16 protein-coding genes are annotated in these 16,573 nt (G+C 58.1%); 12 read left to right on the forward strand and 4 right to left on the reverse strand.

Going from position 1 to position 16,573, the window contains the following annotated elements; all coding sequences use genetic code 11:
- Nucleotides 1-81 precede the first annotated feature (81 nt).
- On the forward strand, nt 82-1,635 hold the full coding sequence (locus tag C3406_RS11000; protein WP_103824542.1) for a YdgA family protein: 1,554 nt from the start codon (nt 82-84) through the stop codon (nt 1,633-1,635).
- A gap of 39 nt (nt 1,636-1,674) precedes the next feature.
- Here C3406_RS11000 and C3406_RS11005 read toward each other — a convergent pair whose 3' ends face one another.
- Nucleotides 1,675-2,529: an alpha/beta fold hydrolase gene (locus tag C3406_RS11005; protein ID WP_103824543.1), complete on the reverse strand. Its 855-nt coding sequence runs from the start codon at nt 2,527-2,529 to the stop codon at nt 1,675-1,677.
- A 15-nt stretch (nt 2,530-2,544) separates the two neighbouring features.
- Nucleotides 2,545-3,516 carry an MBL fold metallo-hydrolase gene (locus tag C3406_RS11010; RefSeq protein WP_233210558.1) on the reverse strand — a complete coding sequence of 324 codons (972 nt, stop codon included), beginning with the start codon at nt 3,514-3,516 and terminating at the stop codon, nt 2,545-2,547.
- A 117-nt stretch (nt 3,517-3,633) separates the two neighbouring features.
- Here C3406_RS11010 and C3406_RS11015 point away from each other — a divergent pair, with 117 nt between their 5' ends.
- A complete protein-coding gene (locus tag C3406_RS11015; RefSeq protein ID WP_103824545.1) occupies nt 3,634-4,530 on the forward strand; it encodes a LysR family transcriptional regulator in 897 nt (298 codons plus the stop codon).
- 2 nt (nt 4,531-4,532) lie between these two features.
- On the opposite strand, the gene C3406_RS11020 is transcribed toward C3406_RS11015, so the two are convergent.
- Nucleotides 4,533-5,561 (reverse strand): Mal regulon transcriptional regulator MalI, encoded by a 1,029-nt coding sequence (locus C3406_RS11020; RefSeq protein WP_103824546.1) that lies wholly within the window; start codon nt 5,559-5,561, stop codon nt 4,533-4,535.
- Between the two features lie 178 nt (nt 5,562-5,739).
- Between C3406_RS11020 and malX the strand changes: the two genes are divergently transcribed.
- From malX to add, 3 genes are all read left to right on the forward strand, one after another.
- Nucleotides 5,740-7,332, forward strand: coding sequence for a maltose/glucose-specific PTS transporter subunit IIBC (gene malX / locus C3406_RS11025; RefSeq protein WP_103824547.1), 1,593 nt, complete (start codon nt 5,740-5,742; stop codon nt 7,330-7,332).
- Between the two features lie 49 nt (nt 7,333-7,381).
- Nucleotides 7,382-8,554 (forward strand): MalY/PatB family protein, encoded by a 1,173-nt coding sequence (locus C3406_RS11030; protein ID WP_103824548.1) that lies wholly within the window; start codon nt 7,382-7,384, stop codon nt 8,552-8,554.
- A 96-nt stretch (nt 8,555-8,650) separates the two neighbouring features.
- On the forward strand, nt 8,651-9,652 hold the full coding sequence (gene add / locus C3406_RS11035; RefSeq protein ID WP_103824549.1) for an adenosine deaminase: 1,002 nt from the start codon (nt 8,651-8,653) through the stop codon (nt 9,650-9,652).
- Between the two features lie 31 nt (nt 9,653-9,683).
- Here add and C3406_RS11040 read toward each other — a convergent pair whose 3' ends face one another.
- The gene (locus tag C3406_RS11040; RefSeq protein ID WP_103824550.1) at nt 9,684-10,724 is read right to left on the reverse strand and encodes an oxidoreductase; all 1,041 of its coding nucleotides are present in this window, start codon (nt 10,722-10,724) and stop codon (nt 9,684-9,686) included.
- A gap of 233 nt (nt 10,725-10,957) precedes the next feature.
- Between C3406_RS11040 and blr the strand changes: the two genes are divergently transcribed.
- From blr to rsxD, 7 genes are all read left to right on the forward strand, one after another.
- Nucleotides 10,958-11,128 carry a division septum protein Blr gene (gene blr, locus C3406_RS11045; protein WP_168194517.1) on the forward strand — a complete coding sequence of 57 codons (171 nt, stop codon included), beginning with the start codon at nt 10,958-10,960 and terminating at the stop codon, nt 11,126-11,128.
- A gap of 202 nt (nt 11,129-11,330) precedes the next feature.
- Nucleotides 11,331-11,546: a transcription modulator YdgT gene (gene ydgT / locus C3406_RS11050; RefSeq protein WP_103179389.1), complete on the forward strand. Its 216-nt coding sequence runs from the start codon at nt 11,331-11,333 to the stop codon at nt 11,544-11,546.
- An 86-nt stretch (nt 11,547-11,632) separates the two neighbouring features.
- Entirely contained in the window at nt 11,633-12,073 is a 441-nt protein-coding gene (locus tag C3406_RS11055; protein ID WP_103824552.1) for a DUF2569 domain-containing protein, read from the forward strand.
- A gap of 76 nt (nt 12,074-12,149) precedes the next feature.
- On the forward strand, nt 12,150-12,731 hold the full coding sequence (rsxA, locus tag C3406_RS11060; RefSeq protein ID WP_039029166.1) for an electron transport complex subunit RsxA: 582 nt from the start codon (nt 12,150-12,152) through the stop codon (nt 12,729-12,731).
- Nucleotides 12,731-13,309, forward strand: coding sequence for an electron transport complex subunit RsxB (gene rsxB / locus C3406_RS11065; RefSeq protein WP_103824553.1), 579 nt, complete (start codon nt 12,731-12,733; stop codon nt 13,307-13,309). Before rsxA ends, rsxB begins: the two co-directional genes overlap by 1 nt.
- Complete coding sequence (gene rsxC / locus C3406_RS11070; protein WP_103824554.1) at nt 13,302-15,515, forward strand: electron transport complex subunit RsxC; 2,214 nt, start codon at nt 13,302-13,304, stop codon at nt 15,513-15,515. Before rsxB ends, rsxC begins: the two co-directional genes overlap by 8 nt.
- Nucleotides 15,516-16,568: an electron transport complex subunit RsxD gene (gene rsxD, locus C3406_RS11075; RefSeq protein WP_103824555.1), complete on the forward strand. Its 1,053-nt coding sequence runs from the start codon at nt 15,516-15,518 to the stop codon at nt 16,566-16,568. It abuts the gene before it with no gap.
- Nucleotides 16,569-16,573: the final 5 nt, after the last annotated feature.

The following is a 16,573-nucleotide window of genomic DNA, read 5'->3' on the forward strand; positions in this document are numbered from 1 at the left end:
CAATTTTTGCTAAGCTATTGCTAACCTTATGACCTCACCGGGCGGTTTTCACCGCTCGGTTTCATTTTATGGATAATCACGATGAAAAAATCGGTTATAGCTGCAGGCGTTATTGTTGCATTAGGGCTGGTCTGGACGGGCGCGGCCTGGTACACCGGGAAACAGCTGGAGAGCCGTCTGGGCGAGATGGTGGCCCAGGCGAACAGTGAACTTAAGCGTACCGCGCCAGAAGCCGGGCTGGAGCTGAGCTATCAGGATTATCAGCGCGGCGTGTTCAGCAGCCATCTGCAGATGGTCGTTAAGCCGGTAGCAGGAACCACTAATCCGTGGCTGCAACCGGGACAGAGCCTGGTGCTGAACGAAGATGTCGACCACGGTCCGTTCCCGCTGGCCCAGCTGAAATCCTTCAACCTCATCCCCTCTATGGCCTCGGTCAAATCGACGCTGGTCAATAACGAAGCCTCTAAACCGCTGTTCGATCTGGCGAAAAATGAGTCGCCTTTTGAGGTCAATACGCGCATCAGCTATGCCGGTGATACCCGTTCTGATATCGCCCTGAAAGCCCTGAATTACGAGAATGGCGACGAGCAGGTTGCGTTCAGCGGCGGTAACTTCCAGCTTGATGCCGATCGCGACGGCAAAAACGTCTCGCTGAAAGGTGAAGCGGCAAGCGGCCGGGTCAACGCGGTGAACGAGTACGATCAGAAAGTCCAGCTGACCTTCAATAACCTGAGCATTGATGGCAACAGCCGTCTGACCAGTTTTGACGAGCGCATCGGCGATCAGAAACTGACCCTCGATAAAATGGCTATCGCCATTGAAGGCAAAGAGATGGCGGTGCTGGAAGGCACAGATCTGAAAGCCACCGCGGATCTCTCTAAAGATGGCAAGAGCATCAACAGCCAGCTGGATTACAACCTGAAGAGCCTGAAAGTGCAGAATCAGGATCTGGGTACCGGCAAGCTGACCCTGAAGATCGGCAATATTGACGGTCAGGCATGGCACCAGTTCAGCCAGCATTATCGCGCCCAGAGCCAGGCGCTGCTGGCAGATAAAGAGCTGATGACCAACAATCCGGCGCTCTATCAGCAGAAAGCGGCGGAAGCTTTCTTCGGTAATCTGCCGATCCTGCTCAAAGGCGAGCCGGTGGTGACTATCGCGCCGCTGAGCTGGAAAAACAGCAAAGGCGAAACCAACTTCAACCTCTCGTTGTTCATGAAGGATCCCGCCACCGCCACCGGTGAAGCGCAGACCCTGGCGCAGGAAGTGGATCGCAGCGTGAAATCGCTGGAGAGCAAGCTGACCATCCCGATGGACATGGCAACCGAATTCATGACCCAGATTGCGAAGCTGGAAGGCTATAACGAGGATGATGCCGGCAAGCTGGCCAGCCAGCAGGTGAAAGGCCTGGCGGCGATGGGACAGATGTTCCGCATCACCACCGTGGAAGATAACGTGATCGGCACCAGCCTGCAGTACAGCAATGGTCAGGTGACCCTGAATGGCCAGAAGATGCCGCTGGAGGAGTTTGTCGGCATGTTTGGCGTACCGGCCCTGAACCTGGCGGTACCGGATGAACCTGCGGCTCCGCCAGCACCGGCTGCTCCGCCAGCGCCTGCGGTTCCTCAGCAGTAAACAGCAAAACCCCTCTGCGGAGGGGTTTTTTATTGCCAGTCATCCTTTCCAGCCGGTCAGGAAGTCCATCAGCAGAGCGTTCACTTGCTCCGGTTGCTCTTCCTGCGGCAGATGCCCGCACTCTTCAATACCATACGCCCTCAGATCGTCCGCCATTTCCGCCCAGACGCTCTGCATATCAAACAGCTTACCCACGGCGTGAAAATCATTACCCCACAGCGACATCACCGGGCAGGCAATTTTAACCTCCGCGTCCGCCAGATCCTGCGCCACATCCTCTGCGTTGGCGCGATAATCGGCCATCGCCCCCCGCACGGCACCGGGTGCCTGATAGGCCCGGACGTAGGTATCAAACGCCTCGCCGCTGATGGTGGAAGGATCGTAAGTCCAGTCCGAGAAGAAGTGGCGTAGCCAGATATGCTCCCGACCGGCAATCAGGGCTTCCGGCAGATCGGGCACCAGGTGGAACAGAAAGAACCAGTACGCCCGGGCGATGGAGGCGTTTAAATCCCGCGCGACGATACGCGTCGGGACATTATCCATCACCACCAGACGATCCACCCGTTCCGGATAATCTTTCGCAAAGCGGGTGGCGACACGCGCGCCGCGGTCGTGCCCCACCAGCACCACTTTCTTCAGGCCCAGGGCGTTCATCAGTTCCAGGATATCCCGCGCCATAGTGCGTTTATCGTAGCCGGAGGCCGGTTTATCCGTTTCTCCGTACCCGCGCAAGTCCGGGGCTATTACCCGGTAATGCTTCGACAGAACCGGAATCTGATAGCGCCAGGCGTAGTTTGTTTCCGGGAAGCCGTGGAGCAGGATCACCGGCGCGCCTTCCCCCTCTTCAACCACAAACTGACGGATGCCATTCGCTGTTACGGTGTAACTTTTCATTCTGTTCTCCTCGTCTTATTTCAGCAATGGCACGTCGGCCGCACGTTGATACGGGCCATAAATCGCCGGGTTCCAGCTGTAACCCTGAGCGTTGGCGGTAATGTGCCCGATGCCCGGGAACGCCAGGTGCGCTGCCGCCATCCATTCGCCCTCTTTTGCCAGGGCGTTGAACTCCTGCCCACGTGATGAGGTGGCTTTTTGCGCATCCACGTCAAAGCGAATCGATACTTCCGGGTGCGGGAACTGCACCGCAGGGGCGTGAATCAGGTCGCCGATAAAGTTGATACCTTTCCCTTGAGAGGCAAAACGATACACCGTGCTGCCGGGCGTATGGCCGGGTGCGTAGGCCGTCTGGACTTCAGGGATCGGCGAGGCGGGCGGCACGAAGGTTTTCAGGCGTCCCGCCGCTTTATAAGAGGCCAGGGCGTGTTGGGCGATAGCGAAATACTCTTTTGCGTTGGCGGGGGCGCTGGCCTCTTTCGCCGGATCCAGCCAGTAGTCAGCTTCCGCCTGCGGCACGTAAACCGTGGCATTCGGGAATAGCGCCTTACCCGCGGCATCGCTCAGGCCGCAGACATGGTCCAGGTGGAGGTGGGTCAGGAAGATAGTATCCACCTGCTCAGGACGATATCCGGAGGCTTGCATGTTGGGAATCAATTGCCCTGCGGTTTGCGGCACGCAGTGGCCCGCCCCGCTGTCGATCATCACCAGATGCTTACCGGTGTTGACTAAAAAGGCGTTAAAGGAGGTGGGCATGCGCTCGGCATCAATCTTATGCTGCGCCAGCAGGTCGCGAATTTTGTCGGCTGAGAGCCCTTTTAACAGCGACGGCGAGAGATAGTTGTAGCCATCGAAAAGCGCCGTTACCTCATATTGCCCCACCGCCAGGCGATAGTAACCCGGCACCTGCTGTTTAATCTGCGCGGGTGCGTCTGCCCACACAGAGCCCGCCAAAAACAGGCTGCTGAGCGCTAAAACCGTTGTCATCTTTTTCATCTTCACTCCGAATTCACTGTTTATCAGGATGTGGAGTGACTATGGCGCTATAACGACAATTAGTGTAGATGTGTAATTTGATAGGCCAGTATAACGGGATGCGAGATAATGAGACTGGACGATGTGGAAGTGTTCGTTGAAGCGATAAAAGCGGGAAGCCTGGCGGGTGCCGCACGGCGGCTCTCAATGAGCGCCATGGCGGCCTCGCGATGCCTGAATAATCTGGAAGCGGAGCTGGGCGTGCGGCTGGTGCATCGCACCACACGCTCCCTTTCACCCACCAGCGACGGCGAGGTCTTTTTACCCCATGCCCAGGCGCTGCTGGAAGATAAAACCAATGCCCTGGCCGACCTCTTTCCTGATGGCGCCTCCCTTTCCGGGCGGCTTCGCATTACCGCCTCGGCGGCGTTTGGCCGTAAAATCATCGCCCCGATGCTGCCCGACTTTATGCGCCAGCATCCCGCCCTGCAGGTCGATCTGCTCGCCACCGATGAGCAGGTTGATATTGTCGGCAGAGGAATAGACGTGGCGTTACGTATCGCCCCGCTGCGGGACAACCGTCTGGTGGCGCATCGCCTCTGTGATAACCCCCGTGACCTCTGCGCCAGCGCAGCGTATCTGGCGGAGCATGGCTATCCGAAAACGCTCAGCGATCTTGCGGCGCACAGCTGTTTAACCACCTCTGATACCACCCACTGGGCGTTCGACCAGGGGGGACAGCGAAGCAAACAGAAAGTATCGGGGCGGTTTTCGGCGAATTCTATCGAGGCGATCTTTGAGGCGTGCCTGGGCGGCATGGGCGTTGCCAACCTGTCCCGCTGGTACCTTGAGCCCGCCTTCGCGCAAGGCCTGGTGGAGCGGATCGCGCTGGAGGATGCCAGGCCGGAAGCGCTGGCCGTCTGGGCCGTCTACCCGACGTCGCGGTTGATTCCGCTTAAGGTGCGCAAGTTTGTCGAGGCACTGGAGGCGCGGCTGGCGCGTAACCCGCTCACGCCGCATGGGTAAAGTTATTTCACCGTCACCAGGCGGGCCGATACAATCTGATGCCCCGCCTGCACGTCGGCTTTATCGATCCGCTGCATAATACGGTCGGCCAGCGTGTAGCCCATTTCCCGCGCCGGGGTGGTGGCCCAGACAATCGGCAGATCGTCCAGCGCGTTCTCTGACACATCCGCAAAGGCGCCCAGCGCCACCTGATGACCAAAGAAGGTTTCCACCCCGCCTTCCCCGCTCTGCCGTCCGGCACGGATTAAGCCGAACCAGGCGCCCATGGCGATAACATCGTTATAGCAAATCACGGCGCTGATGGTGGGGCTGGCGCGCAGCAAGTTGCCGATCGCCTCTGCCGCCTGCTTGTGGCGGGATTCACACTCCACCACCCACTCGCTGTGGAACGGCAGGCCGTATTTGATCAGCGTCGCACAGTAGCCTCCCACCCTTTCGGCGCGCGTCAGCGACGAGCTTTTACCGCCCAGCCAGGCAATCCGTTGATGGCCGCGGCGAATAAGATGTTCGGTCAGCATTTGTGCTGCCTGCATGTTGTCCGGGCGCAGGGTATCCGCTTCGTCAAGATAGCTGGCGCGGGAGGCAAACACCAGCGGAACCCCTTTGGCTGCCGCGCGCTCGCACAGTTCATTGCTTACCCCGGAGGCCCCGGCAACGATCACCCCATCCACCCCCTGCGTCAGCAGCATATCGAGGCGCTGGAGCAGTTGATCCGCCTCCCGGCCGCCATGCAGTAAAAAGACCATCCGCCCCTGGGCTTCCAGCGCCTCCGTCAGGCCCGCCGTCAGTTCGGCATAGAACGGCGAGGTCAGGTCGCGGACGATCAGGCCAATCACCCCGCTTTGTCCACCCCGCAGCGCCGAGGCCTGGCGGTTGCGAACGAATCCCAGTTGTTCAACCGCCTCGTTGACGCGCTGCCCCGTCGCAGGGGAAATGCGCCCTTTCCCGCTCAGAACCAGTGAAACCGTGCTCACGGAGACACCCGCCGCCAGCGCGACGTCGTTAATGGTAATTTTTTTCGCTACAGCCATGTGTGGAGGTGTCTCCCTGATAATGAGATCGGTAAAACGTTTTATCAATACGTTATCTTTATACTCTCTGCCAAAGCCTGAGAATGTGATTTAGCGCGCACTAAACTTTGATAAAACGTTTTATCTTCTCGCAGCACTGAGGCAGGTAAATTTATTTTAACAATAAAGGAGTCGTTTTATGACGGCGAAAGCAGCACAAAAAATCTCGCTGTGGGAGTTTTTCCAGCAACTGGGTAAAACCTTTATGCTGCCCGTGGCTCTGCTCTCCTTCTGCGGGATCATGCTGGGTATCGGCAGTTCGCTCAGCAGCCACGATGTTATTACCCTGATCCCGTTCCTCGGCAACCCCGTGCTGCAGGCGATCTTTATCTGGATGAGCAAGGTCGGCTCCTTTGCCTTTAGCTTCCTGCCGGTGATGTTCTGCATCGCCATCCCGCTGGGGCTGGCCCGCGAAAACAAAGGCGTGGCGGCCTTTGCCGGGTTTGTGGGCTACGCGGTGATGAACCTGGCGGTGAACTTCTGGCTGACCGCCAAAGGCATTCTGCCGACCACCGACGCGGCAGTACTGAAAGCCAATAACATTCAAAGCGTAATTGGTATTCAGTCGATTGATACCGGCATCCTCGGGGCCGTGATCGCGGGTGTGATCATCTGGATGCTGCATGAACGTTTTCACAATATCCGTCTGCCTGATGCGCTGGCCTTCTTCGGCGGCACCCGTTTTGTGCCGATTGTGACGCTGGTGGTGATGGGCCTGTTTGGTCTGATCATTCCGCTGATTTGGCCAGTATTTGCCATGGGCATTACCGGCATTGGCCGTATTATCAACAGCGCCGGTGATTTTGGCCCGATGATCTTCGGTACCGGTGAGCGTCTGCTGCTGCCATTTGGACTTCAGCATATTCTTGTCGCCCTGATCCGCTTCACGGAAGCGGGCGGCACGATGGAAGTGTGCGGTCACGACGTGAGCGGCGCGCTGACCATCTTCCAGGCGCAGTTGAGCTGCCCGACCACCCACGGCTTCTCCGAGAGCGCGACCCGCTTCCTGTCGCAGGGTAAAATGCCGGCCTTCCTCGGCGGCCTGCCGGGTGCGGCGCTGGCAATGTACCACTGCGCCCGCCCGGAAAACCGTCATAAAATTAAAGGCCTGCTGATCTCCGGCGTAATCGCCTGCGTGGTCGGCGGTACCACCGAACCGATCGAGTTCCTGTTCCTGTTCGTGGCACCGGTGCTGTATCTCATTCACGCCGTGCTGACCGGCCTGGGCTTTACCATCATGGCGGTGTTAGGCGTGACCATCGGCAACACCGACGGCAACGTCATCGACTTTGTGGTGTTCGGGATCCTGCACGGCCTGTCGACCAAGTGGTATCTGGTGCCGGTGGTGGCGGCGATCTGGTTTGCGGTCTACTACGGCATCTTCCGCTTCGCCATCACCCGCTTTAACCTGAAAACACCGGGACGCGATACCGACGCGGCCACCAGCGTTGAACAGGCAGTTGCAGGCACGATCGGCAAATCGGGCTACAACACCCCTGCCATTCTGGCGGCGCTGGGCGGTGCGGAAAACATTACCTCGCTGGATAACTGCATCACCCGCCTGCGCCTGTCGGTGGCGGATATGTCCAGAGTGGATACCAACGCCCTGAAGGCCAACCGTGCTATCGGCGTGGTACAGTTAAACCAGCATAATTTGCAGGTGGTCATCGGCCCGCAGGTACAATCAGTGAAAGACGAGCTGGCGACTCTGATGCGAACAGTAGAGGCCTGATACCTCAACCCCCTCGCCATGAGGGGGTTTTATTTTAAGGAACGACGTCATGTTTGATTTCTCTACCGTCGTGGATCGCCACGGCACCTGGTGTACTCAGTGGGACTATATTGCCGACCGTTTCGGCGTCGCCGATCTGCTGCCCTTTACCATCTCGGATATGGATTTTGCCACCGCCCCCTGCATCATCGACGCCCTGCATACCCGCATCGGCCACGGGGTGTTTGGCTACAGCCGCTGGAAAAATGACGAGTTCCTGGCCGCCGTGGCCCACTGGTTTCGCCAGCGCTTTGACAGCGTTATCGACACCGACGCCATCGTCTATGGCCCCTCGGTGATCTATATGATCTCAGAGCTGATTCGCCAGTGGTCGGATGCAGGCGATGGCGTAGTGATCCACACCCCGGCCTACGATGCGTTTTACAATGCTATTGCCGGTAATGACCGTCAGGTGGTTTCCGTCGGCCTGCAACACTCGGCGGCGGGCTGGCAGTGCGATATGGCCGAACTGGAAGCGGTATTGGCACAGCCGCAGAACAAGATCCTGCTGCTCTGTAGCCCGCACAACCCGACCGGCAAAGTCTGGACCCGGAGCGAGTTAGCGACCATGGCTGAACTCTGTGCGCGGCACGGCGTGGCGGTCATCAGCGATGAAATTCATATGGATATGGTATGGGGCAACCATCAGCACATCCCCTGGTGCGAAGTGGCGCAGGGAAAATGGGCGCTTCTCACCTCCGGATCCAAGAGCTTTAATATTCCTGCTCTTACCGGCGCATACGGTTTGATCGGTGATGAAGCCAGCCGCATGGACTATTTGCAGGCGCTGAAGGGGCGCGACGGCCTCTCTTCGCCGTCGGTGCTGGCGCTGGTGGCGCATATTGCCGCCTACCAACAGGGTGAAGCCTGGCTGGATGCGCTGCGCAATTATCTGGAGGCTAACCTGCACTATGTAGCCGACAGACTCAATGGTGCCTTTCCCGCGTTAAACTGGCAGCCACCAGAGGCGACCTATCTGGCGTGGATCGATCTGCGACCGCTAAATATCGACGACCGAAAGCTGCAAAACGTGCTGATTGAGCAGCAAAAAGTAGCGATTATGCCGGGATATACCTATGGCGAAGAGGGTAACGGTTTTATCCGACTCAATGCGGGTTGCCCGCGCAGTAAGCTGGAGCAAGGGGTGGAAAGACTGATTGCCGGGATTCACGCCCTGCGGTAATAGCATTGCGCAACGGATATTTATCTTGCGCAATTAGCTTTTTGCTCCGTTTTATTTTTATAATGTGTCGCACTTTACCTAATAAAGAGTGCGACCATGATTGATACCACCCTCCCGTTAACTGACGTTCATCGCCACCTTGATGGCAACATCCGTGCCCAGACCATTCTTGATCTTGGTCGCCAGTATAATTTAGCCCTGCCCGCACAGACCCTTGAGACATTGATCCCACATGTGCAGGTTACGGAAAATGAACCGGATCTGGTGAGCTTTTTAAGCAAGCTCGACTGGGGGGTAAAAGTCCTCGCCTCGCTGGAAGCCTGCCGTCGCGTTGCCTTCGAGAATATTGAGGACGCCGCGCGCAACGGTCTGCATTACGTTGAACTGCGTTTCTCGCCGGGCTATATGGCGATGTCCCACAACCTGCCGGTTGACGGTGTGGTAGAGGCGGTGATCGCTGGCGTTCGCGAAGGCTGTAAAGCCTTTAATGTGGAAGCCCGCCTGATTGGGATCATGAGCCGTACCTTTGGCGAAGCCGCTTGTCTTCAGGAACTCGAAGCCCTGCTGGCTCACCGGGAACATATCACTGCGGTCGATCTGGCGGGTGACGAGCTGGGCTTCCCGGGCAGTCTGTTCCTCTCCCACTTCAATCGCGCCCGTGACGCAGGCTGGCACATCACCGTCCATGCCGGTGAAGCGGCGGGCCCGGAGAGCATCTGGCAGGCGATCCGCGAGCTGGGCGCCGAGCGTATTGGTCACGGGGTGAAGGCGGTGGAAGACCGCGCCCTGATGGATTTCCTGGCGGCACAACGCATTGGGATCGAATCCTGTCTGACCTCCAACATTCAGACCAGCACCGTGGCGACGCTGGCGCACCACCCGCTGAAAACCTTCCTTGAGCACGGGGTAATGGCCTCGCTGAACACTGACGATCCGGCAGTTCAGGGAGTCGATATCATTCACGAATACACGGTGGCCGCCCCGCAGGCCGGACTGAGCCGCGAGCAGATTCGCCAGGCGCAGATCAATGGTCTGGAGATGGCATTTTTAACGCCTGCCGAGAAGCAGGCGCTGCGCGACAAGGTCGCACGCGGATAAGAAAAAGCCCGGCAATGCCGGGCTTTATTTTTTACGCGAGACACAAGGTCGCGCGATGTTTCGCGGACTCGATACCCAGCTCAATCAGTTCCATAATCTGAATCGCCTGGCTTGCCGGGACCGGGTTCTCCCCGTCGCCGTTTAGTGCATCGCGAATACCGGCATAATAGGCCGGGTAGTTGCCCGGCAGCGTCAGCCAGGTCTCTTCCACACGCTCTTCCCCTTCCACGCGGGTCAGCACGCCGTCACGCATATCATAGCCCCAGTCTTCCTGCGGCAGACGTTCGCCGTTTTTCAGACGATCTTCCTGCGGATCGAGACCGAACTTCACATAGCTGCCGCGGGAGCCATGCACGATGTAACGTGCAGATTCCGCCGCCGCCATCATGGTGCCATGCAGTACCACGCGCCGCTGCGGATAGCTTAACACCGCATGGAAGTAGTCCGTGGCCTGGGCGCCAGGGCGCAGCTGGGCCAGATCGACGTTCAGGCTCACCGGCAGACCAAAGAGGTTAACGGCCTGGTCAAGCAGATGTGGGGCCAGATCGTACCAGATGCCGCTGCCCGGACCCGCCTGCTCACGCCAGCGATTACGCACCTGCGGACGGAAACGGTCGAAATGTGATTCGAAGAATGCCACTTCCCCCAGAGAACCGTCGGCAATGAGGGCTTTAACGGTGAGGAAGTCGCTGTCCCAGCGGCGGTTGTGGAAGACGGAGAGCAGTTTACCCAGGCTTTTCGCCAGCGCGTCCAGTTCCCGCGCCTGTGACAGTGTCACGGTAAAGGGTTTATCCACCACCACATGCTTGCCCGCTTCAAGGGCCGCTTTTGCCAGCGGGAAATGGGTGTCGTTCGGTGTCGGGATAACAATCAGATCGATATTGGGATCGTTAAACAGATGCTTCGGCTCAGAAACCACCGGCACGGTTGGCCAGTCGGCATGGACTTTCGTCGCATCGCTGCTGGAAATTGCTGCCAGCTCCATCCCCGGGGTGCCATCAATCAGCGGGGCATGAAACGTTTTACTCGCATAACCATAACCTATTAATCCCACACGGATTTTGTCGCTCATGAAATCGCCTCTCATCTTTTGACCTGCATATTTCACACTATCTCCTCTCCCGTCACAATAGATTAATCTGGCGGACCTTGCCCTAAAGCAAGAGAAGCAATCAGTAATTTCTGATTAACTTTTATAACTCGCTGAATACAATCGCAAAACATCCATGTAAAGCGCTTGCTCAGCGGCATATCGCGCTGTAAAATTCTGGATCTGTATTTATGGATAAAACATTACCAAGAATCATGACGACAATAATTAATCGCATTATCGAGTTAGCGGGATGGATAGTACTGGGCGTGTCGGTGATACTGCTCGCCATTGCCAGTCATATTGATAACTACCAGCCCCCTGAGCCGGTAAATACGGTCAACCAGGCCAAGCCTCATACGCTCATCAAAAATAGCGACATATGATGTCAGTTGCTTATTGCCAGCCGTCATGAACAGCGTTAACCTTCTTCGCCAGGCGTCGACCGACGCCTGATTTCATCAGTCAAGAAAAGTCTTATTTTTGCCGGTGCGCTTTGGCAAACCGTTTACGTCTTATTTGAACCGTTTATTATTCGACCGAATTACTCCTTTGGCATTACTCACTCTTATATGGAAAATTATTAAAATGACAGTTCAGGACTATTTATTAAAATTTCGCAAAATTAATTCCCTTGAAAGCCTGGAAAAGCTGTTTGACCACCTGAACTACACCCTGAGTGACAATCAGGATATTATCAGCATGTACCGCGCCGCTGACCATCGCCGCGCTGAGCTGGTCTCTGGGGGACGCCTGTTCAACATTGGCGAAGTGCCTAAGTCGGTGTGGCGTTACGTGCTCTAAAAGGGTACCCATTGCCTGGAAATGTTATATACTCTCGCCCCTGCTAATTTGCAGTTCGCGCTTTTCGCTGACTATCGGGAGAGAACATGACCACAACGGCTGGAGAAAAAATTGGCGGCTGGTTACTTGCTCCGCTCGCCTGGCTGCTGGTTGCATTATTAAGTGCCTCGCTGGCGCTGGTACTTTATTCCACTGCATTAATTACGCCGCATGCGCTTAAAACGCTGGGCGCGCAAAATACCTCCGCTATCGTCATGTGGTTTATTTCTTTCGCCTTTGCGATTGCCATGTGGTACTACACGCTGTGGCTGACCATCGCGTTTTTTAAACGCCGCTGCAGCGTGCCTAAGCACTATATTATCTGGCTGCTGGTCTCTGTCTTGCTGGCCGTGAAAGCCTTCGCCTTTTCGCCGGTTTCCGATGCGCTGGCAGTGCGTCAACTCCTCTTCCCACTGCTGGTGACCGCGCTGTTCGTGCCGTACTTTAAGCGCTCGGCCCGCGTAAAGAACACCTTTGTGAACCCGTAATAACCTTACAGTTAACCTGTTGTCGCCTGCGCCGGTTTATCCGATAATAGGCGGCTTTTTTATGTCAGGCTGAATAATGACCGATTACTTACTGCTCTTTGTCGGCACGGTGCTGGTAAACAACTTCGTTCTCGTGAAGTTCCTTGGCCTGTGCCCATTTATGGGCGTCTCCAAAAAGCTCGAAACGGCAATGGGGATGGGGCTGGCCACCACCTTCGTGTTGACCCTCGCCTCGATCTGCGCCTGGTGGGTGGATACCTGGATTTTAATCCCCCTCGGCCTGACCTATCTGCGCACGCTGGCCTTTATTCTGGTTATCGCGGTGGTGGTGCAGTTCACCGAAATGGTGGTGCGTAAAACCAGCCCGGCGTTATACCGCCTGCTCGGCATCTTCCTGCCGCTGATCACCACCAACTGTGCGGTGCTCGGCGTGGCGCTGCTCAACATTAACCTTGGGCACAATTTCCTGCAGTCGGCACTATACGGCTTTTCCGCCGCGGTCGGCTTCTCGCTGGTGATGGTGCTGTTTGCGGCGATCCGCGAACGCCTGGTCGCGGCGGATATTCCGGCACCGTTTCGCGGTAACGCCATCGCGCTGGTTACCGCCGGTCTTATGTCTCTGGCCTTTATGGGCTTTAGTGGTCTGGTGAAGTTGTAATGAATGCAATCTGGATTGCCGTTGCTGCCCTCAGTGTTCTGGGGCTGCTGTTTGGCATCATTCTCGGTTACGCCTCGCGCCGCTTTGCGGTGGAGGATGACCCGATTGTCGAAAAAATTGATGAGCTGCTGCCGCAAAGCCAGTGCGGGCAGTGCGGCTACCCTGGCTGTCGCCCTTACGCAGAGGCGGTGGGCAACGGCGGCGAAAAAATTAACCGCTGTGCGCCTGGCGGCGAAGCGGTGATGCTGAAGATTGCCGGACTGCTGAACGTCGACCCTCAGCCGGTCGATGGTGATGAAAGCGCACAGGAGCCGGTGCGCATGCTGGCGGTGATCGATGAGCCCAACTGCATCGGCTGCACCAAATGTATTCAGGCCTGCCCGGTAGATGCCATCGTGGGCGCCACGCGCGCCATGCATACCGTGATGGAAGACCTGTGTACCGGCTGTAACCTCTGTGTCGCCCCCTGCCCGACCCAGTGCATTGAGTTACGCCCGGTAGCCACCACGACCGATAGCTGGAAATGGGATCTTCAGACCATTCCGGTGCGCATTATTCCTGTGGAACAACATGCTTAAGTTATTTTCTGCCTTCAGAAAAGAGAAGATCTGGGATTTCGATGGCGGTATTCATCCGCCAGAGATGAAAACCCAGTCCAGCGGCACGCCGCTGCGCCAGATCCCGCTGGCCAACCGTTTTATTATCCCCCTTAAACAGCACATCGGTGCTGAGGGTGAGCTGTGCGTTAAACCTGGCGACAGCGTGTTACGCGGCCAGCCGCTGACCTTTGGACGCGGACGTATGCTGCCTGTGCATGCCCCGACCTCCGGCACCGTGGTGGCGATTGCTCCTCATACCGTTGCCCACCCTTCTGCCCTCTCTGAGCTGTGCGTCATCATCGACGCCGATGGCGAAGATCGCTGGATTGAGCGCGACGGCTGGAGCGACTACCGCAGCCACAGCCGCGAGGCGCTGATTGAACGCATTCACCAGTCTGGCGTCGCCGGTCTGGGCGGCGCGGGCTTCCCGACCGGCAACAAACTGCAGGGCGGCGGCGACAAGATCAAAACCCTGATTATCAACGCCGCCGAGTGCGAGCCGTATATCACCGCGGACGATCGACTGATGCAGGACTGTGCCGCGCAGATCGTCGAGGGCATTCGCATCCTCGCGCACATTCTGCAGCCGCAGGAAGTGCTGATCGGCATTGAAGATAACAAACCGCAGGCCATCTCCATGCTGCGTGCGGTACTGGCGGGCAGCCATGATATCAGCCTGCGCGTTATCCCCACCAAGTATCCCTCCGGTGGCGCCAAGCAGCTGACCCAGATTTTAACCGGCAAGCAGGTCCCGCACGGCGGTCGCTCGTCTGACATTGGTGTCCTGATGCAGAACGTCGGTACCGCCTATGCCGTTAAACGTGCGGTTGTTGACGGCGAGCCGCTTACCGAGCGCGTCGTTACCCTTACCGGGGAATCGGTTAGCCGTCCCGGCAACGTCTGGGCGCGTCTGGGCACGCCGGTTCGTCATCTGCTGGATCAGGCCGGGTTCTGCCCGAGCGCCGAGCAAATGGTAATTATGGGCGGGCCGCTGATGGGCTTTACCCTGCCGTGGCTGGATGTCCCGGTGGTAAAAATCACCAACTGCCTGCTGGCCCCGTCTGTCAGCGAGATGGGCGAAGAGCAGGAAGAGAAAGGCTGCATTCGCTGCAGCGCCTGTGCCGATGCCTGCCCGGCGGATCTGCTGCCTCAGCAGCTCTACTGGTACAGCAAAGGGCAGATCCACGATAAGGCGAAATCCCACAACCTGGCCGACTGCATTGAGTGTGGCGCCTGCGCCTGGGTCTGCCCAAGCAATATTCCGCTGGTGCAATATTTCCGCGTCGAGAAAGCCGAAATTTACGCCATCGCCCAGGAAGAGAAACGCGCTGCCGACGCCAAAGCACGGTTTGAAGCGCGCCAGCAGCGCCTTGAGCGCGAGAAAGCCGCCCGCGAAGAGCGCCATAAGAAAGCGGCAGTTCAGCCTGCGGCGAAAGACCAGGATGCCATTAATGCTGCCCTGGCGCGTGTGCGTGAGAAGAAAGCCACCGCGACAGAAGATGTGGTGATCCCGGCGGGTCAGCGCCCGGATAACAGCGAGATGATTGCCGCCCGCGAAGCGCGCAAAGCAGAGGCCCGCGCCCGTCAGGCGGAAAAAGCGCAGGCTGCTGCCGCATCAACAGAAACCGATCCGCGTAAAGCGGCGGTCGAAGCGGCGATTGCCCGCGCAAAAGCCCGCAAAGCCGCGCCACCGCAAGAGACTCAGGCCGAGCCTGCTCCGGTGGATCCGCGTAAAGCCGCGGTCGAAGCGGCCATTGCCCGCGCAAAAGCCCGCAAAGCGGCGCCACCGGAAGAGAACCAGAGCGAGCCAGCGCCAGTCGATCCGCGTAAAGCCGCGGTCGAAGCGGCCATCGCCCGCGCGAAAGCCCGCAAAGCGGCGCAGCAGGATGATATTCAGGTTGAACAGGCTCCGGTCGCCCCGCGTAAAGCGGCCGTCGAAGCGGCGATTGCCCGGGCCAAAGCCCGTAAAGCCGTGCCACCGGAAGTAAAACAGGAAGAACCCGCCCCCGTCGACCCGCGTAAAGCGGCAGTCGAAGCCGCCATTGCCAGAGCAAAAGCGCGCAAGGCGGCGCAACAGGAAGAAGAGCCGGCAGCCAATGACGATCCACGCAAAGCGGCAGTGGCTGCCGCCATCGCGCGGGTACAGGCGAAGAGAGCCGCACAGCAGGCAGTTAACGAGGATTAAATGGTTTTCAGAATCGCAAGCTCCCCTTATACCCATAACCAGCGCCAGACATCGCGCATTATGATGCTGGTCTGCCTGGCCGCGCTGCCGGGCATTGCCGTACAGCTCTGGTTCTTCGGCTGGGGTACGTTGCTGCAGATTATCCTTGGCTGTGTGAGCGCACTGGCAGCCGAAGCACTGGTACTTAAACTGCGAAAAATCGCGGTGGGCAAAATCCTGGCGGACAATTCCGCCCTGCTCACCGGCCTGCTGCTGGCCATCAGTATTCCGCCGTTCGCTCCGTGGTGGATGGTGGTGCTCGGCACCGTGTTCGCGGTGATCATCGCCAAGCAGCTGTATGGCGGCCTCGGGCATAACCCGTTTAACCCGGCGATGATTGGCTATGTGGTGCTGCTGATCTCCTTCCCGGTGCAGATGACCAGCTGGCTGCCGCCGCATGAGATTGCCGCGACGGTGCCAGGCTTTATGGATGCCGTGCAGGTGATCTTCTCCGGCCATACCGCCAGCGGCGCGGATATGAACACCCTGCGGATGGGTGTCGACGGTATTAGCCAGGCGACCCCGCTGGATACCTTTAAAACGTCCCTGCACGCCGGTCATAGCGTGGAGCAGATCCTGCAATACCCGATATACAGCGGCGTGCTGGCAGGCGCGGGCTGGCAGTGGGTTAACCTGGCGTATCTGGCCGGTGGCCTGTTCCTGCTGTGGCAGAAAGCGATCCGCTGGCATATCCCGGTGAGCTTCCTGGTAACGCTGGCGGTCTGTTCCGGCCTGGGCTGGTTCTTCTCACCGGAGTCGCTGGCGTCGCCGCAGATCCATCTGCTCTCCGGCGCGACCATGCTGGGCGCCTTCTTTATTCTTACCGACCCGGTAACGGCCTCCACCACCAACCGTGGGCGCCTGATTTTTGGCGCGCTGGCGGGTCTGCTGGTGTGGTTGATCCGCAGCTTTGGCGGTTACCCGGACGGCGTGGCCTTTGCCGTGCTGCTGGCGAACATCACCGTTCCGCTCATCGACTACTACACGCGTCCGCGCGTGTACGGCCATCGCTAAGGATC

The sequence above is a fragment of the Leclercia sp. LSNIH8 genome, from assembly GCF_002920195.1.
GTDB lineage: Bacteria > Pseudomonadota > Gammaproteobacteria > Enterobacterales > Enterobacteriaceae > Enterobacter.